General features: G+C 58.8%; 18 protein-coding genes and 1 tRNA gene. 11 read left to right on the top strand and 8 right to left on the bottom strand.

From position 1 onward, the window contains the following. Nucleotides 1-235: 235 nt before the first annotated feature. Both V8J88_RS12550 and V8J88_RS12545 read right to left on the bottom strand, forming a co-directional pair. Nucleotides 236-856 (bottom strand): hypothetical protein, encoded by a 621-nt coding sequence (locus V8J88_RS12550; RefSeq protein WP_338849881.1) that lies wholly within the window; start codon nucleotides 854-856, stop codon nucleotides 236-238. Nucleotides 857-1100: 244 nt separating this feature from the next. Further along, nucleotides 1101-1265 carry a hypothetical protein gene (locus tag V8J88_RS12545; RefSeq protein ID WP_338844470.1) on the bottom strand — a complete coding sequence of 55 codons (165 nt, stop codon included), beginning with the start codon at nucleotides 1263-1265 and terminating at the stop codon, nucleotides 1101-1103. 174 nt (nucleotides 1266-1439) lie between these two features. On the opposite strand from V8J88_RS12545, the gene V8J88_RS12540 reads away from it, so the two are divergent. Next, nucleotides 1440-3008 (top strand): pyridoxamine 5'-phosphate oxidase family protein, encoded by a 1569-nt coding sequence (locus V8J88_RS12540; protein ID WP_338844469.1) that lies wholly within the window; start codon nucleotides 1440-1442, stop codon nucleotides 3006-3008. Between the two features lie 11 nt (nucleotides 3009-3019). Here V8J88_RS12540 and V8J88_RS12535 read toward each other — a convergent pair whose 3' ends face one another. Beyond that, complete coding sequence (locus tag V8J88_RS12535) at nucleotides 3020-3709, bottom strand: transporter substrate-binding domain-containing protein (RefSeq protein WP_338844468.1); 690 nt, start codon at nucleotides 3707-3709, stop codon at nucleotides 3020-3022. Between the two features lie 326 nt (nucleotides 3710-4035). Between V8J88_RS12535 and V8J88_RS12530 the strand changes: the two genes are divergently transcribed. Both V8J88_RS12530 and V8J88_RS12525 read left to right on the top strand, forming a co-directional pair. Then, nucleotides 4036-4635, top strand: coding sequence for a hypothetical protein (locus tag V8J88_RS12530; RefSeq protein ID WP_338844467.1), 600 nt, complete (start codon nucleotides 4036-4038; stop codon nucleotides 4633-4635). Between the two features lie 410 nt (nucleotides 4636-5045). Continuing rightward, on the top strand, nucleotides 5046-8975 hold the full coding sequence (locus V8J88_RS12525; protein ID WP_338844466.1) for a calcium-binding protein: 3930 nt from the start codon (nucleotides 5046-5048) through the stop codon (nucleotides 8973-8975). A gap of 118 nt (nucleotides 8976-9093) precedes the next feature. Here V8J88_RS12525 and V8J88_RS12520 read toward each other — a convergent pair. From V8J88_RS12520 to ppc, 3 genes are all read right to left on the bottom strand, one after another. Continuing rightward, nucleotides 9094-9183 (bottom strand) — tRNA-Ser (locus V8J88_RS12520). A gap of 124 nt (nucleotides 9184-9307) precedes the next feature. Next, nucleotides 9308-10555, bottom strand: coding sequence for a DUF2863 family protein (locus V8J88_RS12515; RefSeq protein ID WP_338844465.1), 1248 nt, complete (start codon nucleotides 10553-10555; stop codon nucleotides 9308-9310). A gap of 410 nt (nucleotides 10556-10965) precedes the next feature. Then, nucleotides 10966-13827 carry a phosphoenolpyruvate carboxylase gene (ppc, locus tag V8J88_RS12510; protein ID WP_338844464.1) on the bottom strand — a complete coding sequence of 954 codons (2862 nt, stop codon included), beginning with the start codon at nucleotides 13825-13827 and terminating at the stop codon, nucleotides 10966-10968. A 381-nt stretch (nucleotides 13828-14208) separates the two neighbouring features. On the opposite strand from ppc, the gene hemC reads away from it, so the two are divergent. The 7 genes from hemC to V8J88_RS12475 all read left to right on the top strand — a co-directional run bounded on the left by hemC (nucleotide 14209) and on the right by V8J88_RS12475 (nucleotide 20206). Then, the gene (gene hemC, locus V8J88_RS12505; RefSeq protein WP_338844463.1) at nucleotides 14209-15159 is read left to right on the top strand and encodes a hydroxymethylbilane synthase; all 951 of its coding nucleotides are present in this window, start codon (nucleotides 14209-14211) and stop codon (nucleotides 15157-15159) included. A gap of 27 nt (nucleotides 15160-15186) precedes the next feature. Beyond that, entirely contained in the window at nucleotides 15187-16026 is an 840-nt protein-coding gene (locus V8J88_RS12500) for a uroporphyrinogen-III synthase (RefSeq protein WP_338844462.1), read from the top strand. Beyond that, nucleotides 16023-17363, top strand: coding sequence for a uroporphyrinogen-III C-methyltransferase (locus V8J88_RS12495; protein ID WP_338844461.1), 1341 nt, complete (start codon nucleotides 16023-16025; stop codon nucleotides 17361-17363). Before V8J88_RS12500 ends, V8J88_RS12495 begins: the two co-directional genes overlap by 4 nt. A gap of 3 nt (nucleotides 17364-17366) precedes the next feature. Beyond that, nucleotides 17367-18575, top strand: a complete 1209-nt coding sequence (locus V8J88_RS12490) for a heme biosynthesis HemY N-terminal domain-containing protein (RefSeq protein ID WP_338844460.1) — start codon at nucleotides 17367-17369, stop codon at nucleotides 18573-18575. Nucleotides 18576-18632: 57 nt separating this feature from the next. Further along, the gene (ppa, locus tag V8J88_RS12485) at nucleotides 18633-19160 is read left to right on the top strand and encodes an inorganic diphosphatase (protein ID WP_338844459.1); all 528 of its coding nucleotides are present in this window, start codon (nucleotides 18633-18635) and stop codon (nucleotides 19158-19160) included. A 76-nt stretch (nucleotides 19161-19236) separates the two neighbouring features. Next, nucleotides 19237-19908 carry a hypothetical protein gene (locus tag V8J88_RS12480; protein WP_338844458.1) on the top strand — a complete coding sequence of 224 codons (672 nt, stop codon included), beginning with the start codon at nucleotides 19237-19239 and terminating at the stop codon, nucleotides 19906-19908. Between the two features lie 4 nt (nucleotides 19909-19912). Further along, the gene (locus V8J88_RS12475; RefSeq protein WP_338844457.1) at nucleotides 19913-20206 is read left to right on the top strand and encodes a hypothetical protein; all 294 of its coding nucleotides are present in this window, start codon (nucleotides 19913-19915) and stop codon (nucleotides 20204-20206) included. Nucleotides 20207-20332: 126 nt separating this feature from the next. Here V8J88_RS12475 and V8J88_RS12470 read toward each other — a convergent pair whose 3' ends face one another. Then, nucleotides 20333-21580: a CaiB/BaiF CoA-transferase family protein gene (locus tag V8J88_RS12470; RefSeq protein WP_338844456.1), complete on the bottom strand. Its 1248-nt coding sequence runs from the start codon at nucleotides 21578-21580 to the stop codon at nucleotides 20333-20335. 78 nt (nucleotides 21581-21658) lie between these two features. Here V8J88_RS12470 and ugpQ point away from each other — a divergent pair, with 78 nt between their 5' ends. Then, the gene (gene ugpQ / locus V8J88_RS12465) at nucleotides 21659-22402 is read left to right on the top strand and encodes a glycerophosphodiester phosphodiesterase (protein ID WP_338844455.1); all 744 of its coding nucleotides are present in this window, start codon (nucleotides 21659-21661) and stop codon (nucleotides 22400-22402) included. Nucleotides 22403-22415: 13 nt separating this feature from the next. On the opposite strand, the gene V8J88_RS12460 is transcribed toward ugpQ, so the two are convergent. Further along, nucleotides 22416-24629, bottom strand: coding sequence for a molybdopterin-dependent oxidoreductase (locus V8J88_RS12460; protein WP_338844454.1), 2214 nt, complete (start codon nucleotides 24627-24629; stop codon nucleotides 22416-22418). Nucleotides 24630-24901: the final 272 nt, after the last annotated feature.

Below are 24901 nucleotides of genomic sequence, written 5' to 3'. Positions count from 1 at the left end.
CCGCTGCATATGGCACGCGGCGTGCTGTAAAAAAAGCGCACGGCGCTTGCCAACAGGCAATCATAGAAGGGATTTGCTTCAAGGCTGGCGACCGCGCGCCAGGACATGAAACAGAATTGCAAAACCACAGAATGCACAAGCTTGTGGGAGCAACTTCAGTCGCGAATCAGGTCTTGGCGCCTGGCCGGCGAGATTCGGGGGCAAAGCCCCTCCCACAAAATCGCACCGATTCTGCTTACGGTTCGAGCTTGTTGTGCTGGCGCCGCCGCATGAATGCCAACCCTGCCAAACCGGCGACTAACATGCCCCAGGTTTGCGCTTCAGGAATGGAGTGCACGGCGATATTGTCAATCGCTGTATTAAGCGAGCCGCCGGCCGTAGTAACCCAGCGGAAGCTGTCAAATGCAGTGTTACTGCTGAAGCCGACATAGCGGTAGCCGCCGCCGGGAATATTGGCAATATTTAAGCTGCCCACCACTTGGCCTTGATTCAGGACATCGACCCGGGCCGGGCCAAGCCCATTTAAAATCAAGTCAAAGCCGGCAGCATACTTCGGGCTGTCCAAGAATTTGATGGTGTAATCTTCATCCCCGCTGGCGGTCAGCACAGTGCCCCGGAAAGGATTCAGATTGGAGCCGAAATTATAATAAGTTGATCTGCTGCCAATGATGACCGGCACCCCTGCATGGCTGGTGAAGTGGAGCGAGCCGCGCTGAAATTGCCTGGGAAAAGCCTGATTCAGCTCTTGTTCAAAATTATCAATCACTTGCGTTGGCCGTACTGCGTCCAGCGCTGCTTTGGAATCATGAAATACAACTACAGAATGCGCATGCGTGCTGAGCGCAAGTAGAATCATGCTGAGCAAAGATGTTCTCATTTTTCACCCTCGATTTAGCTGAAGAAAGAAACAAGCTGGAATGGCAATCTGAATCTGATCAATCACTGTTGCGACAAGCTGCAATGGGAAACCTTACCCGGTGCATGAAGCAAGACTTGTCTGAGCAACATGATCTAACATAAAATCCCATTATTGATATGAAGTTAAATATAACTATTATTTGGTAATAAGTATTTGCCTTCTTGAGAAAAAATGCAGGCCGTTAATCGGCATCACCCCATGCTCCCCCGCAGCCTTTTCTTATTGCTCCTTGAGATAGCCAGACAGAAGAGGTAAATAACAGCAGTTTAGGCAAAGCAATTATTTCAATTAAAGAAATAATAAATTCCTGAGAAACGGTATTCTTCATTATAATGATGTGAATCATAATCTCTGCATCCACTGAGCGCGCCGATTGATCGCCCGGCTCAGAAAATCAAGCGCCAGAGGGGCGGTATGTCGCATCATTTCCCTGGCAGGCGCGACTGTTTGCGCATTTGCGCCTAATTGAAGCCAATGCGGCGGCCTGTTTGGACGGCATCCGCAACACCAGGAGCACACCATGCCACGCGCCTTCGCCACCATTAATTTCACCGATAGCGTGAAAGCGGCCCAAAGCCAATACGGCAGCCGCGAAGCCAATCAGCGTTTTGAAGTGGGCGAAGACGCCAGCCTGGAACTGAGCGCGCGCGAGATCGAATTCATTCAAGCGCGCGACAGCTTTTATCAAGCCACCGTCAACCAGGACGGCTGGCCCTATGTGCAACACCGGGGCGGGCCGGCCGGATTTTTGAAAGTGATCGGCGCGCGCACCATCGGTTTTGCCGATTTTTCCGGCAATCGCCAATATTTAAGCGTCGGCAACTTGCGCCACAATGACAAAATCGCTCTGATTTTGATGGATTACAGCGCACGCCGCCGCCTCAAGCTGTGGGGACGGGTGCGCATCGTACATGAGAGTGAAGAACCGGAACTGATTGCGCGTCTGGAAGACCCGCACTACCGGGCGCGGATTGAACGCGCTTTTGTGATTGAACTTGCGGCCTGGGATTGGAATTGCCCGCAACACATCACGCCGCGCTACGCCAGCGCAGAGTTGAGCGCTTTAATGGCCCCGGTGCAGACCGAAATGGCCGCCTTGCGGGCGCAAGTCCGGCCCGTTTTCACTGAGTTGGGCGAAGGGCCGTTGCAATTGACGCTCAGCGCCATGCGTCAATTGACGCCCAAGATCCGCGCAATTGAATTACGTGCGCCGGATGGCGCAGACTTGCCGCCCATCCGCGCCGGCGCCCATCTCATGCTGCCGGTGCGGGACAAAGACGGCGCGCCGGCAGTGCGCTGCTACTCCATCAGTTCCGATCCTGCGCGCCGCGACGTGTATGAAGTCGCCGTCTTGCTGCAGGAACAGGGGCAGGGCGGCTCCGCCTTCATTCATCAACATTACCAACTGGGCTTGCAACTGCGCTGCGCCATGCCGCGCAATCATTTTGCGCTCGATGACAGCGAGGCCCCCGTGCTCTTGCTGGCCGGCGGCATCGGCATCACTCCGCTCAAGGCGATGGCGGCAGAATTGCAGGCGCAGGGCCGTCCTTTCTCGCTGCATTACGCCGCCGCATCGCAAGCCGCGATGGCGTATCGCGACAGTTTGCAGCGCCGCTATGGGGAACGGCTGCACCTGCGCAGCTCCGCGCAGCAGCAGCGCATCGACATGCGCCGGCTGCTGGCGCGGCAAGCGCCGGATACGCAAGTGTATGTGTGCGGCCCGGCGCGCATGATTGCCGCCGCGCAGGCAGCGGCGCAGGAATTGGGTATCTCCGCGCAGCTGCATGTTGAGCATTTTTCCGCGCTGCAGATGGTCGAGGAGCGCAGCTTCAGCGTTTTGCTGCAGCGCTCACAAAAAACCGTGCAAGTCACGGCGCAGCAAAGTTTGCCGCAAGCCTTGCAAGCGGCTGGCGTGCAGCTGACATACGGCTGTGGGGCCGGGGCCTGCGGCACATGCGCGGTGAAAGTGCTGGCCGGCGCAGCTGACCACCGCGATCAAGCCTTGAGCACAAGCCAGCGCGAGCAGGAAAAATTATTCTGTCCCTGCGTTTCACGCGCGCATTCCGCCCAATTGGTGCTGGATTGTTGAGGCAAAGGGGGCTATAGCGGCATGCCGGGATAACGCGCCAGAATTTTTTTCATCGCGCCATCTTTGCGCATGGCGCGCAAGGTTTCTTCAAACTCAGCCAGCCGGGCGCGCAAAGGCGAATCGGGATGGATGTGCAATAACATCGGCTGCCGCATGCCCGGCAGCGCCACCGTGGTGATATGCCCGCTCAGGCCCAAACGCTCAATCACCTGCTGCATCACGCCGGGGTTTTCCGGAATCACATCGATACGCTGCTTATGCAAGAGATTGAGCAATAAATCCTGATGTTTCAGATACAGTACATCCATGCCGCCCAGATTGCTTTTCACCCAGCTGTTGCCGGTCACCGCACCGATTTTGTAGGGACGTAAGGCGCTGATGTCGCGCACTGTGTCAAAGCGCGCATCCTGCTTGCGCACATACAGCAGGATATCCCACCAGGCCACCGGTTCACTGGCGGCAATGCTGTAGCTGGCGCGCTCAGCGGTCGGCACCGCCACAAAACCATCCGCCAGTCCGGCGCGCACCAATTGCTGCGCACGCTCCCAGGGCAGAATTTTATGCGTCAGCTGCAAACCCATGCGCCGCCCCAGCGCTTCTTGCAACACCTCAATTTCCAAGCCCTGCGCCTGGCCATTTACTTCCATGCTGTAAGGTGCGTATTCGGTGTAATTCAAAATGATGGCGCGGCTTTGGGCCACGCTTTCAGACCAGAAGGATAAAAGGCAAAACAGAAATACACAGAAAGTGCGGCAGCCCTTGCTGAAAGCATGCATAGGCCTTCTCCCTTCATGAATAAAGCACAATCAAGCGCGCAAGCTGGTTTGAGGCTTGGCCGATTCAGTATAAACAAGTTTGGCCGCGCAGGCGTGCCGCGCATCACGCCACGCACAGCGGATCGGGCGGGCCAGCCGTGGCAGCCGGCGTGATGCAATGCGGTTTGCTCAATGTCGTGATTTGGCGCACAATCAGGCGCTCATGCGCATCTGCGCATCCCCCATCATCAGGCATATGAGAAAGGACGGTCATGGACGGTAACAACACCAGTTTCATCAATGATCCAGAAAGTTTTTTGCGCCGTAAAGGCTTGAATTTCAAAGAAATGGTGCGTAACTCGAAGGTTGGCGCGTTTGCCGGCATCAAAGGCGAAGCCATCGTTGAATTTGATCTCGTGCCGATTAAAGGTTGTTCGCATATGGTGGATGTGATGGTCTTGGGCCCCGCCGGCTCGTATGCCAAAACCTCACGCCGGGGACAGCCGGTGACCGCGCATTTTGTGCACTGGAACGGGCAGACCTATGACAGCGGCAGCGCCAGCTTTGGCAGCCTGAACCTGTCCGCCTGCCGCGCCGACATTGTCTTGACCGCCCCGTTTACCGGCTGCTGTTTCGTGGTGATACGACTGGAAGACGGTGGTTTGCGCGTCTATCATGAACCGACCGAAGACAGCGGCGGCTGTGTCTATCCCGGTGAAGAAGTGCTGCGCTGCGGCCCGGATTACAGCAAGAGCGGCGGGGTCAGCGGCAATGGCGTGCTGGTGCGCACCAAGTCCGGCTGGAAAGCGATTGTGGCCGAGCGCGGCTTCGGTGAAACCTCCTCCCGCGTCAGCACCTACGAATTCTCCTGAATGTTTGCTGCGCATGCCAGGCGGCCACCCGGTATGCGCTGAATCTGATGCTGTCCCCCCTCTGTTTTTCCCGCCTGCTTATCCGAAAAAAGAAGCGAAACACAGTGCTTTGTGTCAAAAGTGCTGGATCGCAATACTTTTTTGCCTTCAAAACTTGCCTGAAGACAATTTTCTTGCCAATCTGAATTGGTTAATTTAGAATTTTGAAAAATCTGATTCAACTTGAAAGTTGTTTTTGGATTATTACTGAAACATAGATGCAGTCTTCTGGCTGCAAGCTGATGAGAATACGCCAGCCGGATCACAATCAAGCCTGATTGCCATCATAACAAGCCACTCCAGTGGCAGGGCGACGCTTTGCCCACAGCAAACACATTACCTGAATATGCAAATCATCCTCAAGGGAAAATATGAAAGCGAATAACACCATCACCAACACGTACATTGGCAGCGAGGAAGCAGATCTGATTATCGGCAGCGAGCAAAACGACGCCATCTATGGCATGGGGGGCAACGACTATCTGCTGGGTAATGGCGGCAGTGATTATCTATATGGCGGCGCAGGCGACGATGTGTTAAGCGGCGGCGGTGGCGCCGACCGCTATTATTTCACCCCCTTGGGCGGCAGCGACGAGGTGCATAACGATGATAATGATCCTTCCGACCTGTTGCCGGATAGCATTGTGGCCGAATTCAGACCCTGGGAAGTTGTCGCACGCAAAGAAGGCAACCATTTGATCTTGCGCAGCAATGATGACGGCGGCCAAATCAAGGTGATGGATCATTTTGTCAACGGCGCCAGCACGCCGCATGCCATTGAATGGGCGGGTTTTGTCGATGGGACGCGATGGAACAAGGCCCAGCTGCAAGCGATATTGCAACTTGGCGCGACTGCCGGCCACGACACGATTCAGGGCGGCGCAGGGCCGGATATTGTGTTGGGCGACAATGGCAACGACCAATTAAGCGGCAATGAAGGCAATGACAGCCTGTATGGCGGCAACAATAATGACCGCCTGGACGGCTTGAGCGGCGACGATTTCCTGCATGGCGGGCGCGGCAGCGACTATCTGGTCGGCGGCGATGGCGCCGACACCTATTATTTTGGCGTCGGCGATGGTCAGGACACGATTTACAATGGCGCGATGACGGGCGGCCCGAATCCTGACCGCCTGCTGCTGGCTTATGACCCCGCTTATGTGCGCATCGCGCATGTTGGCTACGACTTGCAATTGCAGCTGGGCGACAGCGCTAACAAAATCATTGTGCGTGACTATTTTCTGACGGATATGGAAATCAGCAGCCGGCTGGGACGGATTGAATTCACCAACAGCCAGGTCAGCTGGAACTTTGCGACAGTGAAAAGCATGCTTGGCGCCGGCAGCGCAAGAGACGATGCGATCAACGGCTTAAATGTGGCTGAACTGATCAATGGCGGCGCTGGCGATGACAGCCTGGCCGGTGGCGGCGGCGACGACACCTTGCAAGGCGGCGCAGACAGCGATTTCTTGCAAGGAGATGAAGGCAATGATGTGCTGCAAGGCGGCGCGGCGGAAGATAGTTTGCAGGGCGGGCAAGGCAACGATGTCTTGGAGGGTGGCGAGGGCCGTGACCAATTATTTGGCGGCGCCGGCGCCGACACCCTGGACGGCGGCGCCGGCAACGATGTTTTGCAAGGCGGCTATGGCAATGATGTGTATCTGATCAGCCGCGCAGCCGGGGTGCAGACCATTACAGAACAGTATGCCGCATCGGGCGCGACGGACTTGGGCGACGCGCTGCGTTTTGCCAGCGACATTTTGCCAGACGACGTGCAAGTCATACGCGAGGGCGATGCGCTGGTGGTCTTGCTCAATGGCGCGCGCAAAGCTGTCCTGCCGCAACAATATCAAGGCCAGGCGCAAGACAGCAACCAAGCTTTCTCGCAAGTGGAAGCATTCCAATTCGCCAATGGCGTGGTCTGGAATCTGCAAGAAATTCATGCCCGCACATTGCAAGCCAGCGAGCAGTCCGACATGTTGTTGGGCGACAATCAGCCGCGCTTGATCGAAGGCGGGGCCGGCAATGACAGCATCATCAGCAGTTTTAAAAACGATACCCTGGCCGGCGGCAATGGCGATGATTTCTTAAGCGCAGGGCAGGGCCACGACAGCTTGCAAGGCGGCGCCGGCAATGACCTCTTGCATGCAGGCGATGGCGACGACATCATGCAAGGCGGCGCTGGCAATGATGTGATGGACGGCGCGCTGGGCAGCGACACCTTCGCCGGCGGCGCCGGGAATGACACCATGAATGGCTACTACGGTTTTGACAAGTTTCTGTTCGGCTTTGGCGGCGGGCAGGATGAAATCATCTGCGCCAGCAACAGTTTTGGCGTCAATAACACATTGCTGCTCGACCACAGCGTCAACAGCAGCCAGGTGCATTTATATCAAAGCGCACAGGATTTATTGCTCGTCCTGGGCGACGGCCAGGATCAGGTCAACATCAAAAACTATTTCAGCCCCGCAAGCAGCGGCAGCGGGCAGGGCAGCGTGATTCAATTTGCTGATGGCAGCATCTGGAACGCCAGCACAATTCTGAGCAAGCTGAAAAATCTGCCGCAGGCGCAAAACCTGCAAGGCGGCAGCGCCGCTGAAACCCTGCAAGGCCAGCTGGGCGCAGACAGCATCAGCGGCAATGCCGGCAATGACACGCTGCAAGGCGGGGCCGGCAATGACAGCCTCAACGGCGGCCTGGGCAATGATGTTTACCTCTACCGCGCAGGCGACGGCGCAGACGTGATTGAGGCCCAAAGCGGCCCCGCAGAAAACGATATCCTGCGTTTTGGCGCCGCCATTACGGAGCACGAAGTCACACTCACACGCGACGCACTGGATTTGACTGTCACCCTGCAAAACAGTGGCGGCAGCGTGCTGGTGAAAAATTACTTCATCAGCGGGCAAGGCGGCGCGCCAGCGCTGAGCGGGATTGAATTCGAGAACGGCGTGCAATGGCAGGCAGCGCAAATTGCCGCCAGACTTGGGCAAGGCAGCGCCGGCGACGATGTGCTGCGCGGCAGCCTGCAGCAAACGCAATTATTTGGCCACGCCGGCGATGATCGCTTAAACGGCAGTGCGGCTGCCGATACATTGGATGGCGGCGACGGCAATGATCTCATCAGCGCAGCGCAAGGCGACGACAGCTTGCAAGGCGGGGCCATGCACGACACGCTGGAAGGCGGAGCCGGCGCAGATCTGCTCAATGGCGACAGCGGCAACGACATCCTGCGCGGCGGCGACGACAATGACTTACTCAATGGCGGCAGTGGCAATGATCTGCTGGAGGGCGGCGCCGGCCACAACCGCTATCAATTCTCCCAAGGCTGGGGACAGGATGTGATCGGCGGGCAAGCCGCCGGCCTGGCCGAAAACATTACCCTGCAAATGGGCGCCGGCATCAGCGCAGCCGATCTGCGCTGGCAGGCGCAGGGCGAAGATTTGCTCATCAAGCTGGCCGGCGGCAATGATCAGATTTTGCTCAAGCAAGCCTTTAACCCTGCCGTGCGCAGCATTGAACAAGTGCAATTTGCCGATGGCAGCAGCATGAGCAGTGCGCAAATCTATGCCTTGGCGGCTGTCAGCAGCAATGCGGATGACGATTTGCCCGGTACGGCCAATCCCGATCTGATGCAAGGCGGCCTGGGCGCCGACAGTTTGCGCGGCGGCGGCGCGGACGACACCCTGAACGGCGGCGATGGCGCCGACAGCTTATGGGGTGATGAGGGCAAAGATGTGTTGGATGGCGGCAATCAAGCCGATTTGCTGATGGGCGGTAATGGCGATGATGAATTATTCGGCGGCAATGGCGCCGACCAGCTCAATGGCGAGGCTGGCAATGATCGCCTGATCGGCGGGGCCGGGAATGACAGCATGAGCGGCGGCGCCGGCAATGACTGGTATCTGTTTGCCCCCGGCTTTGGCCATGATGTGATCAGCGAAAGCAATAAATTTGGCGCAGACCTCAATTTGCTGCAGATTAATTGCGTCGATCAATATCAGCTGTGGCTGAAAAAAGCCGGCAACGATTTGCAGATTTCCCTGCTGGAAAGCGGTGAAAGCGTGACCATCAGCAACTGGTATCTGGGCGCGGAGCATCAGATCAGCCGCATTTTGTTAAACGATGGCAAAAAGCTGGACGCGGCGAATGTCGATGCCTTGGTGAATGCCATGGCGCAAGTCGGTCAGGGGCCGCTGGCGAATATGATGTGGGATGTCGAAACCGCACCGCTTGGCATGGCGCGCATGCCCTATGATGTCAAAATCGCTCTTACCGGCGTGATCGAGGTTTGCTGGCAGTAAGCGCCGATGGCGCAAACCGGGTCAGGCGCGCCTGGCCCGGCGGCAGGCGGCAGGCGGAATTGTGCGCACAGCGCTGAGCGCAGCAAATTTGAAATTGAAACAGAGGGAGGAGGGGATTTGGCGGAAGCGGTGAGATTCGAACTCACGGAAGGGTTCCCCCTTCGCTGGTTTTCAAGACCAGTGCCTTAAACCGCTCGGCCACGCTTCCTTGGAACATTATTGTGCTGCGCGGCAAGCGCAGAACCGGGATTATACAAAAAATGCTGCTTGTGTGTGGAAATTCGCGGATTTTCGCGGTTTGCCGGGCAAATCGGCAAACCGCTTGAACTGGCTTAATGTAAATGCGCGCCGCCCGCCGGGGTGTCGTCCGGCATTTCCGGGTGCGCCAGATCGGCGTCCAGATCGACAAACAAAGGCGTGCCGCAATCATCGCAGTATTCCGGCGCAAAACGTTCGCTGTAACGTTTGATGTCAGTCACTCCGGCTTCCTGCAGCAAATTGCAAATCACATCCACCGTGGCGCGCCGCGCGCCGGAGGGCGAGAGGCCCTGATTCGCGGCGTCTTCCTCATCCATGCCGTAAATCGGCCACACCACGCCATACACCACTTGCGGCTCGTCTTTGATGAGGAAGCTGATGCGGTACTCATCCACCTGGCCTTCGCTCATTTCTTCGCCAAAGCCGGCAATCGCCGCGCAGAAATCTTCCGGCGGGCGGCCCAGGGTGTGGGTGATGAAGTGCACCGCCGCGCGCACCGAGACCGGGCGGATCGCCTTGTCAGCTTCGCGGCAGGCGATGTAATACGCTTCCGGCAACAGCAATTCCAGACCGCAGCCGGGCAACATCCGGCCCAGATTCGGCAGCGCCTGTTCGCGCCAGGCCTCCAGCGCGATTTTTTTGACTTCAGCGAAATTCGCCTGATGCTGCGCCATTTGCCAGCGGAAGAAAGGCTGGCCATGCGGCACAGCCACGGCGGCGATCAAATAGCGCGTATCGGCCAAAAAGGGCGCGGCTTCCGGCAGTTTTTTGCTCGGGCTTAGCGTGCTGGACTTGAGCGCGGCTTGCGCTAAACGCTGGGTCAGGGTATAGGCTTCGCCATGGCTGCGCGGCATCTGATCGATTGAATACAGATTCGGCGACAGGGCCAGTTTGGCCCCGTCCGCCAGCATATGCGCTTGCAAATGCATGGACAGGGTAGCCAGCAGATCGGCGGGAATCGCGCCGGAGGCGATAGAAAAGCGGGTCCAGGCCAAAATCGGCGCCACCACCAGAATGCAGTCGTATTTCACAGCCACGCCGTTTTCTTCCAGCTCCAGCTGCATCGATTCGCTATTCGCTTCCACCGCTTCCATCAGCGCGTCATAGGCCGCCAGATCATTGGAAAACAAGTGGTTGAGTGCGGCGTCAATCTGTTCCTGATGATTGCCCTTGAGCACTTTTTGCAGCAAGCCATCCAGGCTGCGTTCGAGATAGCGCTCTTCATAGCGGCTGGCCGCCTGCACCACCGCTTGCGCGCTGCCGACTAAACGCAGGCTCTCAGCAGAGAGGCGGGCTTGAGAATCTTTATTGGGACGACGCATGATTGTTTAAATTTTCATTTCGGGTTTTCTGATGGGCTATTGTAGTGTATCTGGCCGGCTTGCATGGATTTTGTGCGTAAAGCTGTGTGGTTTTGGCGGGGGCGCGGGGCAGTCTGCCGTTTCGGTGTGCGGCGCGCGGCATTGCTTTGGGGGGGGCGCTTGATTGATGCGCCTTGCGCAGGGCATTGCTTGTGGCTGCAGCTTCAGTCGCGAACAAGAGCGGGGCACAGGCAAACGCTGATCCGGGGTTAGGAACTTGAATCCCTTCCACAAATCAAGCGAAAGCTGGCGGCAGGCGCCAATTTCTCAGCAACGCCACCAGCTTGTGCAAATGTGCTCCAAATTCATATAGTGGAGCGCGGTTATCGCCGCGAATACGCACGACGCCGGCGCCCCCCCCGGTGTTCGCCTCAGCCGGTATTGCGCAAGCCCGCCGCCACACCGTTAATCGACAAATGAATCCCCAGCGGCACCCGGGCGTCCATCTTGTCCGGGTCGTGCGCCACGGCGCGGTGGCGTTTGATCAATTCGACTTGCAAGTGATTCAAGGGGTCGAGATAGGCGATGCGGTTGGCGATTGAACGCGCAAGCGCCGGATTGCCGGCCAGGCGTTCATGCGTGCCTAAAATCTTGCTCAAGATTTGATTGGTCAATTGGTGTTCATCGCAAATGCGGCCAAAAATGCGCTGGCGCAATTCGCCATCGGCCACCAATTCGGCATAGCGCGAGGCCACCCCCAAATCGGTTTTCGCCAACACCATTTCCATATTTGAAATCAGGGTCGAGAACAGCGGCCATTCGCGCGCCATTTCGGCCAGCAACAATAAGCGCTGCTCTTCGCTGCCCTGGCCATTGCCGGCGCCTTCCTTGATCCAGCCCGCCACCGCGCTGCCAAAACCATACCAGCCCGGCAACAGCAGACGGCATTGGCCCCAGGAAAAGCCCCAGGGAATCGCGCGCAAATCTTCAATCCGCTGATTCGCCTTGCGCGACGCCGGGCGCGAGCCGATGTTCAAGGTGGCGATTTCGGCGATCGGCGTGGCGGCGAAGAAATATTCTGTGAAGCCCGGGGTTTCGTACACCAGATTGCGGTACGCGCGGTAGGCGCGTTCCGATAATTGCGCCATCACCTCTTCATATTCCTTCAAATGGCGGCGGTGCGAAGCATCCGCCGGGGCCGGCATCAAGCTCGCTTCCAGCGTCGCCGCCACCAGCAATTCCAGATTGCGCCGGCCGATCTTGGCGTCTGAAAACTTGGAGGAAATGATTTCACCCTGTTCGGTCAAACGGATTTGCCCGTTCACCGTGCCGGCCGGTTGCGCCAGAATCGCTTGATAGCTGGGGCCGCCGCCACGTCCCACCGTGCCGCCACGGCCATGGAATAAGCGCAATTTCACGCCGGCATGGTTGAACACCTGCACCAGCGAGTTTTCCGCTTTATACAATTCCCAGTTGGAGGTGAGGAAGCCGCCATCCTTATTGGAATCGGAATAGCCCAGCATCACTTCTTGCAAATCGCCTTGCGCCGCCACCATTTGCCGCACCAGCGGAATCGCCAGCCAGTCGCGCATGATCTGCGCCGCCTGGCGCAAATCGGGAATCGTTTCAAACAGCGGAATCACCATCAGATCCAGCTCACATTGCTGGCACACGCTGCCGGCCTCGTCCGCCGGATTGCAATCGGTGCGCAGCAAGCCGGTTTCTTTTTGCAGCAGCATCACTTCCAGCAAATCCGACACGGTTTCGGTGTGGGAAATGATGTAATTGCGGATCGCCCGTTTGCCATAGCGGCAGCGGATTTCGCGCGCGGCGCGCAGAATGTCAAGTTCGGATGTGGTTTGCGCGCTGTATTGCAGATACGGCGAAACCAGCATGCGCGGTTGCGCCAGCTCGGACAAAATCAGCGCCACTTTTTCCGCTTCAGACAGGGCGCTGTAATCGGCGCACACCTTGGCGCGCGCAAACAGTTCAGATAACACCGCCTCATGCATATCCGAGCTTTGCCGCATATCCAGCGACGCCAGATGGAAGCCGAAGATATTCGCGGCGCGTTTCAAATTGCCCAGGCGCGGCTTGATCAAAATCCGGCCATGGTTTTGTTTGAGCGATTCGGCCAGGATTTGCAAATCGGCGCAAAACTCTTCCGCCCTGGCATACGGCTCAGCGGCGCCGACTTCCTGCCGCAAAATAGTGCGCGTGCCCAGTTCGCGCGCGGTGGCGGCTAAGCGCGCATAGATGCCGATCAGGGCGCGCCGGTAGGGTTCGTCGGCGCGGTGGCTGGACTGGTCAGGCGAGCGCTCGGCCAAGGCCAGCAATTCGTTTGAGGCCGGCATCATGCGTGTGGAAATCGATAATTCCGCGCCCAGCGCATGCACCTCTTCCAGATAGTGTTCAAACACCGTTTCCGATTGGCGCAAGAGGGCGCGGCGCATGGTTTGCGCATTCACATTCGGATTGCCGTCACGGTCGCCGCCGATCCAGGAACCCATTTGCAAATAATCCAGACTCGGATCGTGTTCCGCCGCTTCCGGCCAGAATTGCGCGATATCCTGTTCGGTGCGCGCATACAGGCGCGGAATTTCGCGCAAAAAGGTGATGCGGTAGTAAGACAGCGCGTTTTCAATTTCATCGCCCACGCTCAGTTTGTTAAACCGCAGCATCCGGGTTTGCCACAGCGCGGCAATGCGGGCGTGGATCACATCAGTATTGTCTTGCAATTCGCGCCGGGTTTGCGGCGTGTCGCGCGCGGCCAAAAGGCGTGCGATATCGCGCTCGGCATCCAAAATACTCTTGCGCTGCACCTCGGTCGGGTGCGCGGTCAAGACCGGTGAAATCAAGGCTTGCTGGAAAAATTCTTCCACCTTGGCCAAATCCACGCCGGCGCTTTTGAGTTTATCCAGCGCGTGCAAAATCGTGCCCTCGGCAGGCGGCGCATCGGCCAATTGCAAGGCGCGCCGGCAGCGGTTGTGGTGCTGGTCTTCGGCGATATTGGCGAGATGGGAAAAATAGGAAAATGCGCGCACCACGGAAATCGTTTCATCGCGCGAGAGCGCATTCAGCAGTTGATTTAATTCAGATTCGGAAGCCGGGTCGGATTCGCGCCGAAAGCGCACCGCAGTCTGGCGGATGTTTTCCACCACCTGGAAAACATCAATCCCTTCCTGGTCGCGCAGCACATCGCCTAACAAGCGCCCCAGCAGGCGGATATCTTCTTTCAGCGCGGCGTCTTCCGCACTGTGTTGTTGTGTCTGTGTTGTCTGTTGGTTGGTCATGGCAATAATTCAATCCTCTTCGCGGCGCATGGCGAAATCCGGCGTGCAAGTCGGCCTTGCGCACCTGCGTTTCAGCCGCGCCACCCTGGGTTCAGGTTGCGTGGTTTGTGACCACCGAAACATACAGAGCGCGCGTGATAAAATTCATGGTTTGTCACGCACGCCGCTGCTTTGCCGCACAGCTCCTTGCCGCATCCTGCGACGAGCCTGGCATTTCATCTCTTTACTGCTTGTGATACGCCAATGCAAGGGTATTGCATCGGTCCAGGGTATGTTTCACGCGCTTGGCCGCTGATCTGCGTTCAAGCTGCGTTTTGCCAACGACGACAGTATTTATTGTAAAAAGGTAAAGCTTTGACGACTTCCACCTCCGCAGCGTCTTTGTCTGCATTGCCACCCGCGCTCGTGATTGCTTCCCGCGAAAGCCGGCTTGCCATGTGGCAAGCGCAAACCGTGCAACAGCAGCTCAGTTTATTATATCCGCAGTGCAGCATAAATATCCTGGGCATGACCACACGCGGCGATCAAATCCTTGACCGCAGCTTGTCCAAGGTAGGCGGCAAGGGTTTATTTGTCAAAGAATTGGAAGTCGCGCTGGAAGAAAAGCGCGCCGATCTGGCGGTGCACTCATTAAAAGATGTGCCGATGGAATTGCCGCCCGGTTTTGCCTTGCCGGTGGTGTTGCAGCGCGAAGATGCGCGCGACGCCTTTGTCTCGAATCACTATGACAGACTGGAAGACTTGCCAGAGGGCAGCATCGTCGGCACCTCCAGTCTGCGCCGCCAGGCCCTGCTGGCCGCCGCTTTTCCGCATCTGCAATTCAAACCCCTGCGCGGCAATCTCGACACCCGCTTAGGCAAGCTCGACCGTGATGAATACGCCGCGATTATTCTGGCGGTGGCGGGGTTGAAACGGTTGGGATTGCCGCAGCGCATCAAATCCGCCTTAAGCGTGGAGCAAAGCCTGCCCGCCGCCGGACAGGGCGCGATGGCGATTGAGATTCGCGCCGATGACAGCCGCCTGGCGCAATTGCTGGCCCCCCTGAACCATCTGGAAACCGCGCTGTGCGTGCAAGCTGAGCGCATGGTGTCGCGCGTGTTTGGCGGCTCTTGCCAGATTCCGCTGGCGGCGCATGCGCAAATCGCTGACGGCGCGATGTTTTTGCGCGCACTGGTCGCCACCCCAGACGGCAAACAAGTGGCGCGCGCCGAATTGCGGCAAGCCATGGGGCCGGATTTCCAGCCCGAAGCGCTCGGGCGCGCGGTCGCCGCCGTACTGGAGCAGCAGGGCGCGCATGCGATTTTGCAAGCCTGCCGCCAGCACGAGGCGTGACAAGCGCCGCTGAGAATCAAGCTTAAGATGATGCCGCCGCGCCGCCCGTTGCTGATCACGCGCCCCATCGAACAGGGGCGCCAGCAATTGCAGAGCCTGCAAGCCGCACTGCCGGCGGCGGCGCGTCCATTTGAATTATTTCCCTTGCTTGAAATCGCCCCCTTGCCGCCCGCACAGCAAGCGCAATTGCATGCAGCCTTGGCCAGTGTGCGCGGCGGCGAATTGCTGGCCTTTGTCAGCCCGAATGCGATTGCCGCCGCGAATGCCGCCTTGCTGCAGGGCAATCTGCGCCTGGAGCGCCAGGTTTTGCTGGGCGTGATGGGGCAGGGCAGTGCGCGCGCCCTGCAAGCCGCGCCCGCTTTGCAGGGCTTGCGCGTGCTGGCTGCCCCGCCAGCACAGCAGGATTCGCAAGGTTTGCTGCAGACCCTGCACAGCCAAGCCTGTTTGCCGGCGCAGGGTGGAGCTTTGCGCAGCGCCCTGATTTTGCGCGGCCAGGACGGGCGCGAGTGGCTGGCCGAAGCGCTGCAGGCGGCAGGCGTGACGGTGCGTCAGCAGGCTTGCTATCTGCGCCACCCCGTGGCGCCAGAGCCTGCGCGCCTGCAGACCTTGCGCGCCTGGCTTGCGCAGGAATGCTGCTGGCTGATCAGCAGCTCGCAGGCGCTGCGCCATCTGCTCGATTTATGCGCCGCCCTGTGTCAGATGGAAGGCCCCGCTGCGCCGGATTATGTTGCAAAAATGAAACAGCAAACCCTCTTGCTTCCCCATCCGCGCATCGTGCAAAATGCGCAGGCCCTGGGTTTTGCCGCGATTACGCCATATGCGGGCAGCGACGTTGACTTGCTGGCCGCGTTACAATCTCTGCCATGACTGATAAGCCTCCCCACTCCGACCAGCCGCCCGGCATGCCGCCGGTGGATTCCGATCCCGCCGCGCCCGCGCCGGCCCCTGCGTCCGCGCCGGCCCCTGCGCCCGCGCCGGCCTCTGCGCCCGCGCCGGCCTCTGCGCCCGCGCCCGCTCCTGCGCCCGCACCGGCTCCTGCATCAGCACCGGCTCCTGCGCCCGCCGCCGCGCCGCAGGCCGTGCCTGTGTATGTCGCCGCTGCGCCGCCATCCAAAACCAATTTGCATGAAGCCCTGCTCAAACCGCGCACCCTGGCGATTGCCGGCCTGGCGATTTTGCTCGGCTTGCAATGGTGGTCATCGAATCAGGAAATCCGCGCTTTGCGCGAAGAAATGGCCAAGCGCTTGCAAAGCAATGATGTGACGGTGGCTGAAGCCCGCCTCATGGCCAAGAGCGCGCAGGATGGCTCAAAAGAAATTCTGAGCAAATATTCGGTGCTGGAAAACCGCCAGTCGGAAGCGCAAAACCAGCAATTGGCGTTGGAGCAGCTGTATCAGGAATTGTCGCGCAACCGCGATGACTGGGCTTTGGCCGAAGTCGAGCAGGTTTTATCGACGGCAGATCAGCAATTGCAGCTGGCCGGCAATGTGCAAGGCGCGCTGATCGCACTGCAAAATGCGGATCGCAGCCTGTCGCGCTCAGACAAGCCGCAATTCGTCGCCATCCGGCGCGCTCTGGCCAAGGATATGGAACGCTTGAAAGCCTTGCCGAATCTGGATTTGCCAGGCATCGCCGTGCGCCTCGACAGCGCCATCGGGCAGATTGACAGCATGCCTTTGCTGTCGGATGAAAAACCGGCGCAAGTTGCGCTGGCGCCGAAAAAAACCACAGCGCCGCCGCCGAAAGCCGCCGCCAAAGACGCTAAAAAAGCTGATAAAGCCGATAAAGCCGCTGCGCCGCCGGAAGAGCCGGGCATGTGGGCTGCTTTTTCCAACAGCGTGCAGGAAAAATGGCACAGCCTGTCCGCCGAAGTCTGGCTTGATTTACAGCAATTGGTGCGGGTGCGCAGCGTGGAGCATCCGCCGGCCTTGATGATGTCGCCGAATCAGGCGTTTTTTGCCCGTGAAAACCTGAAATTGCGCCTCTTGAATGCGCGTTTAGGTTTGCTCTCGCGCAACGAAAACGCATTCCGCAGCGATTTGAGCGCAGCGCAAGACGCGATCGCCAAGTTTTTCGACACCCGCGCGCGCCAGACTCAGGCGGTGCAAACTTTGTTGCGTCAGGTGCAAAGCAGCAATCTGTCGATTGAAATGCCGCATCTGGGCGAAAGCTTGAGCGCGGTGCGTAATTATAAGAAACCTTAAAATATGCGTGCCTTTCTCTGGTTGATTGCCCTGTTTGCAGTCGCGATTATGCTGGCGCTGTTAGCCCAGTTCAATCCCGGCAATGTGGTGCTGTTTTATCCGCCATACCGCATTGACATGTCTTTGAACATGGCCTTGTTTGTGTTAGCCCTGGTGTATCTGCTGCTGTATGGCGTGATGCGGGCGGTGGCGGCGGCGCGGCAAATGCCGGTGCTGGTGGCGGAATACCGGCACAAACGGCGTGAGCGCGAAGCCAATAAAGCCTTGCGTGAAGCCTTGCGCTGCCTGCTCGAAGGGCGCTTTGGCCATGCTGAAAAAGCCGCCTGGCGCGCCGCTGAATTACCGGAAAACGCCAGTCTGGCGGCCCTGATCGGCGCACGCGCAGCCCACCATATGCAGCAAAGCGCGCGTCGCGACGCCTGGTTTGCGCGCATGCAAAGCGACGCTTCGCACAAAACCGCACGCCTGATGCTGATGACAGAATTGCTGGTGGATGAGCGCAAACCGCTGGCCGCGCTGGAGGCGGTGCGCGAATTGAACGCCAGCGGCATGCGCCATATTCACGCGCAGCAACTGGCCTTGAAAGCCAGCCAGCAGGCGCGCCAATGGCCGGAAGTGCTGCGCCTGGTGAAGAGTTTGGACAAGCGCCATGCCCTGCATCCCGCCTTGTCAACCCGCCTGCGCGAAATGGCGTATGAAGATTTATTGGCCGATAAAAGCCTGGATGGCGAAGGTTTGCAGCGGGTCTGGAGCCAGGTGGCGGCGGATGACCGCAAAAAGCCCTTTGTCGCCGCGCTGGCGGCGCAAGCTTTCAATGCGCGCGGCCTGCACGACAAAGCCGCCGCCATCGTCGAAGCCGCCCTGGAGGCTGAGTGGGATGAGCGTCTGGTGCGCGCCTACCGCGCCGCCGCTGCGGCGGAAGGTTCGGCGACTTTATTGCAGCAGATTGAAAATTGCGAAGGCTGGCTGAAAAAGCGCCCGACCGACGCCGAATTGGCGCTCACCCTGGGCGCCCTGTGTTTGAAACAAAAGCTGTGGGGCAAGGCGCATCGTTTTCTGGAGCAAGCCTTATCCGATGCGCAGGACGCGGCCATGCTGCGCGAAGCGCATTTAAAGCTGGCGCAATTGCATGACGCCTTGCAACACAGCGAAGAAGCGGCCAACCATTACCGTCAGTGTGCGCTGGCAAGCACGCTGGACGGCATTTTGTGAGCAGGCCCGGGGCCTGCCATATAACGGGCTGCCAGGCCCATTTAATTGAGAGCAAACATGAGTCTGAACAATGTCAAACCGGGCAAAGATGTCCCGAATGTGTTTAATGTGATCATCGAAATCGCCGCCCAGTCCGATCCGATCAAATACGAGATCGACAAAGAGAGCGGCGCGGTGTTTGTGGACCGCTTTGTCGGCACCGGCATGCGTTATCCGGTCAACTATGGCTACATCCCCGACACCATTGCCGGCGATGGCGACCCGGTGGACGTGCTGGTGATTTCTCCTTTCCCGCTGCCGCCGGGCGTGGTGGTGCGCTGCCGCCCGCTGGGCCTGCTGAAGATGACCGACGATGGCGGTCAGGATGCCAAAGTGCTGGCCGTGCCGGTTGACAAGCTGACCCCGCTGTACAAAAACTGGCAGGAATACACCGATGCGCCGGAACTGCTGTTGAACCAGATCCGCTTCTTCTTTGAAAACTACAAAGCCCTGGAACCGGGCAAGTGGGTGAAGATGGACGGCTGGGGCGGCAAGGCCGAAGCGATTGGCGAAATCGAAACCGGCCTGAAGAATTACAAGGGTTGATCGATGTGAAAAGCGCGCTGCGGCGCGCTTTTTTATTGCTATCCTGAAGCTGGACTTGTTGAGCGGGGAGGCCGGAATGACAAATGGTGCGACATGCGACGGGGAAAACAACTCGCCTTCCTGGGGCTTGTATGATTTATTCGCCTGGAAAGTCTGGCCTGAGCGTTTTCACGGCGGACGCGAATACATTCAGAAATTCAAAGACGCCTGGGTGCAAAACAATAAACTTAAGATCAAGATGGAAGCCACACAATACAATATGCCTCCCGAATTGCTCGCCGGGGTGTGTTGGATAGAAGTGGGCGGCGATCCGAATTTTATTGACCGCGTGGCGTTTGAAGTGCGCAGCTTCGATTGGAGCGGGCCGGACTGGGTGGATCGCAATCTGACCATTACCAACCGCCCCGAAAAAACATCTTTTGGTGCGGTCAGCATTCAAATCCGCACCGCAGCCGAAACCCTGGGCTTGGACGCCAGCAAGATGTCAGCGCAGGAGCAAAGCAATTTGGCTGAATGTTTGCAAAAGGATTTTTATAACATCCATGTGGTGGCGCTGCATTTGCGGCAATTGCTGGATTTGGATGGCTTGCAAAAAAATCCGCCTGCGCTGGAGGAGGAGGCAATACGTGTGGTCGGCGCGCGCTATAACCGTGGCCGTGGCTTGAGTCTGGAGCAGATCAAGAAAAACACCAGTTATGGCGACTTTATCGTTAAGTTCTGGCCGCGTTTTCAGAATTTGATGAAATAGCGGCATGAAAATCTTCACCCATATTGCCCGCCTGTTCTGGCTTGCCGGCCTTATTCTGCTCTGGCTGTTGCCGCGCCGGCCCTATGAGTGGGCGCAGCAAATCGACCCCGGCAATCCGCTGGCCGCGCAAGGCGGGGCGGATGGCAATTTGCTGATTTTTTCCGTGCTGCTGTGTCTGGTCTTGACGGTGCTGACGGCGCTGCTTTACTGGCGCAGCCGGCAACGGCGTGAAAAACAGATCGCCGCCGCCATGCTGCTGCTCGCCTGGATCAATTGGCTGATATGGTATTGGCAATGAGCGCCATCGCGGGGGCATGGTTTGCCTATGGCGGGACAAAAGACTGGCGGCATTTTTATTGGTTTTGTCAGCACAAAACTGACAGCCGGCGCCAATCATCCCAATCAGCTGGCGCCGGCAAATTGTTTAAATCACTTGTTGCGCTTTGAGTTGCGCAATTTTTTCCTCATCCAGCCCCAGCAATTCCTGTAATACGTCCCCGGTATGCTGGCCCAGCAGCGGCGGCGCCTTGCTGAAGTCGCATGGGGTGGCGGATAAGCGCATCGGATTGCGCACCAGCTTGACGCTGCCGGCGGTCGGGTGCGGCACATCAATCGCCATGCCGCGCGCTTGCACCTGCTCGTTGTCAAACACTTCCTGCACATTATTAATCGGGCCGCAGGGCACGCTGGCGGCTTCGAGTTGCGCAATCCATTCCGCCTTGCTTTTGCTAAGCGCCATTTCTTCCAGCATGGGAACCAGGGTGCTGCGGTTTTGCACCCGCAGCGGGTTGCTGGCGAAGCGCGCATCGTCCGCCAATTCAGGTCTGCCCCCCACTTCACAGAATTTACGGAATTGACCGTCATTGCCGGCGGTCACGATGATATAGCCATCGGCGCAGCGGAAGGTTTGATAAGGCACGATATTGGCATGGTCATTGCCCCAGCGTTGCGGGGCTTTGCCGCTGCATAAATAATTCGAGCCGACATTGGCCAGCATCGCCACCTGCACATCCAGCAGCGCCATATCAATGTATTGTCCCTCGCCGGTTTTATCGCGGTGGGTGAGGGCGGCTAAAATCGCCACTGTGGAATACATGCCGGTCATCAAATCAACCAGCGCCACGCCGACTTTCTGCGGCCCGCCGCCGGGCAAATCGTCGCGCTGTCCGGTGATTGACATCAAGCCGCCCATGCCTTGAATCAAAAAATCATAACCGGGACGCGCGGCATACGGCCCATCCTGGCCAAAACCTGTCACCGAGCAATACACAATGTCCGGTTTGATGGCTTTCAAGCTGTCATAATCCAGACCATAGCGCTTGAGTTGCCCGACTTTGAAATTCTCCAGCACCACATCACAATGTTTCACCAGTTCACGCAGCAGGGCTTGCCCTTCCGGATGGGCCATATCGACAGTCAGCGAACGCTTGCCGCGATTTGCGGTCAGATAGTAAGCGGCTTCACTGGTGTTTTCGCCCTGCGCGTTTTTGGCCCAGGGCGGGCCCCAGGCGCGCGTATCATCGCCGGCGCCGGGGCGCTCGATTTTGATCACATCCGCGCCCAGATCGGCCAGATTTTGCGCGCACCAGGGGCCGGCCAAGACCCGGCTTAAGTCCAGTACGCGGATATGCTTGAGTGCGCCGGCATTGGCGCCTGTGGGGGAAGTCGTCATGCTTGTGTGTCCAAGGGGTTGCAGGGTGCAGGGAGTGTAGCGAAAGCGCTATCATTTGTCGAACAGCAAGGAGAAAGTATGTGGCGATATCCGAAAATTCTGGCGCATCGCGGCGGCGGCAAATTGGCCCCGGAAAACACCATGGCCGGCTTGCGCGCCGGTTTGCGCTATGGCTTTCGCGCGGTCGAGTTTGATGTCATGCTCAGCCGCGATGGCGTGCCGCTGCTGATGCATGACCCGGAATTTGGCCGCACAATCGCCGGCAACGGCGCGGTGGCGGATACGCTGGCGGCGGATTTAGTGCAGATGGACGCCGGTTCCTGGTTTGGCCCGGAATTCGCCGGCGCGCGCGCGCCGCTGTTTGCCGAAGTGCTGGAATTTTGCCGCCAGGAACAGATTTTCATGAATGTCGAAATCAAGCCGGCGCCCGGACATGAGACGCGCACCGGCCAGATTGTCGCCGCCATGGTGCGCGATTTTTGCGCAGCGCACCCGGATTTACCGCCGCCTCTGCTGTCATCCTTTTCCATGGAGGCGATGCAGGCCGCCGCCAGCGCCGCGCCGGATGTGGCGCGCGGCTTGTTGTTTGAGCGCGTGCCCGCAGACTGGCGCGCCCGGATGCAGGCGCATGGCGCGATCGCCTTGCACACCCACTACAGCCAGGCCAGCGCCGCGCTGGCGCAAGAGGCGCATGCGGCCGGCTGGGCTTTGTTTTGCTATACCGTGAATACTCTGGAGCTGGCGGCGCATCTGCGCATGCTGGGCGTGGATGCGTTTTGCACCGATAGAATTGATGTGCTGGGGCCGCATGTGTGGGACTGAGCCGCTGCTGCGCTCAGTCCGCCATGGCGCGCAAACGCACCGCCACTCCTGACAAGACCGAGGTTCCAGACAGGGGATCACGCGCCGCGTCATCCATCAGCTGATTCAGATTCACCCCCGGTTTGGCGCTGGCCAAGCCGAGTTGCACGCCGGCCAGATCATGTCCCCAGCCATGGGGCAGGCTGATCACGCCGGGACGCATGCCGGCATCATAGGCGATGCGCACCTGCAGCCTGCCATGGGGGTTTTCCAGCCAGGCCAGCGCGCCATCCGCCACCCCGGCTTGCGCCGCATCCGCCGGATGGGTCAGCGCCAGACAGCGCTCTGGGCCTTTGGCCAGCACCGGCAAATTATGCATCCAGCTGTTGCCGGAGCGCACATCGCGCCGGCCCACCAGTTGCAACATTGCCTGACTGTCTTCAAATGCGGCGGCGGCGCGCGCCAGATCCGCCACAAATTGCGCCGGCGCCGCATCCAGCAGCCCGTCCGGCATGCGCAACAACTCAGGCAGCCGGGCTTGCAACTCGCCCAAATCCACCCCATTGCGCGCCGCGCGCAACTGCGCCAGGTTCAAGCCGCCCGGTTTTTTGCCAAAGCCGTCGCCATACGGGCCGCTGCGCAAAGCCAGCTCAAATAAACGCTCAGGCCCGCTCAAGTCAGCGCTGGCCGCCAGCAAGGCATCGGCCATGGGGCCGGCGCGCTTGCTGAGCTGGCTGCGCAAAATCTGCTCATCCCAATGCAACAGCAATTCAGTGGGCAAATGGCCCTGGCCTGAGAAAATCGCCGCCAGTTGCAGCAAAATCTGCCATTCCGGCGTTTGTTCGCTGGCGAAAACCGGCTCTGAATAGCGCGCAAAGTTGCGCCAGGCGAATTGCGGAAAAGCGATATCAAAATGACTGTCTTCCAGCGGCGAGCGGCCCGGCAGGATCAAATCCGCATGGCGCGTGGTTTCATTGATATAAATGTCGATGGAGAGCATGAAATCAAGCTGCTCCAGCGCCGCCGCCAGCCGCGCCCCGTTCGGCGCCGACAGCACCGGATTGCTGGCGAAAGTGATCAAGGCGCGCACCTGTTCCGCACCCGGGGTTTCAATCTCTTGCGCCAGGCAGGAAATCGGCAATTCGCCCATCACTTCCGGCGCGCCGCTCACGCGCGCGTGGCGGCGGCCGGTCTTTTGCGCCGGGCCAAAGCCGGGTTTGCCCTCGGTATTCGGGGCAAACGCCGCCGCTTTGGGAAACATCATGCCGCCGGCCACATCCAGATTGCCGCACAGCAGATTGATAATGTCGATCAGCCACGCGTTCACGGCGCCGAAAGCCTGGGTGCAAACGCCGATCCGGCCATACAGCGCGGCCCCATCGGTTTGCGCCAGCGCTTGCGCTAAGGCGCGGATATCGGCGGCGGGAATGCCGCAACGCGCCGCCACGCGTTCCGCCGGCCAGGGCGCAAACAGGGCCGGCAATTGCTCCAGCCCCCGGGTATGCGCAAGCGCCGCGCTGGAGCGGGTCAGCTGTGCGCTGTAAAGATGTTCGCCCAGCGCCAGCAAAAAATACACATCGCTGCCGGGACGGATCGCCAGATGCTGGTCGGATAATTCCGCAGTTTCTGTTTTGCGCGGATCAATCGTGACCATGCGGCCGCCGCGTGCGCGCAAGGCGCGCGCCTTGCTGCGAAAGTCCGGCACAGTCCACATGCTGCCGTTCGACACCGCAGGATTGCCGCCCATGATCACCAGCAAATTGCAACGCACGATATCCGGCACCGGAACCGAAAACCAGGAGCCGTACATCAGAGCGCTGGCCAATTGGCGCGGCATCTGGTCGAGCGTGGAAGCAGAGAAAATATTGCGGCTGCCCAGGGCATGCGCTAAGCGCGGGAAATACAGCAAAGCCCCGGCTTTGTGCACTGTCGGGTTGCCGACCGCCAGCGCCACGCTGTGCGCGCCATATTGCGCCACTTGCTGCGGCAGACGGCGCTCAATTTCCAACCATGCCTCTTCCCAGCTGATCGGGACAAACCCGTCGCCTTGACGCCGCATCGGCGTGCGCAGGCGATCCGGATCTTCGTGCAGATCTTTCAAGGCCAAACCCTTGGGACACAGATAACCCTGGCTGAACACATCATCCTGATTGCCGCGAATGCGCAGCACTTGTGCGCCGTCATGGCTGATTTGCAAGCCGCAACAGGCTTCGCAAAAGGGGCAGGTGCGATAGGCGATCTGTTCCATACATCCTCCAGGCAGGGAAGAGTCATTCTAAACCGCTTTTGCCGGGCCTTTGGCTTTTTGCGCCAAACCGCGTGACGTGCGCGCTTAGCGCTTTCGCGCCGGCAAAGCAGCTGCTCTGTCTTGCTCTTGTGCAGCAGCTCAGTTAAGCTACGGACAGTTTTCCAGCTGTTCTGCAACGCAGTGCGTGACTTGCGGCTTGGTTTCAAATTTGCAAGTTATTGAAAATAGCAAGATTAATTGTCACAATCGCGGGTTTTGCCGGCGTGCAACAG

It is taken from the genome of Massilia sp. W12 (assembly GCF_037300705.1).
GTDB lineage: Bacteria > Pseudomonadota > Gammaproteobacteria > Burkholderiales > Burkholderiaceae_D > JACPVY01.
Note: the sequence above shows the minus strand (reverse complement) of the source record. Positions and strands in the feature narration are given on the sequence as shown.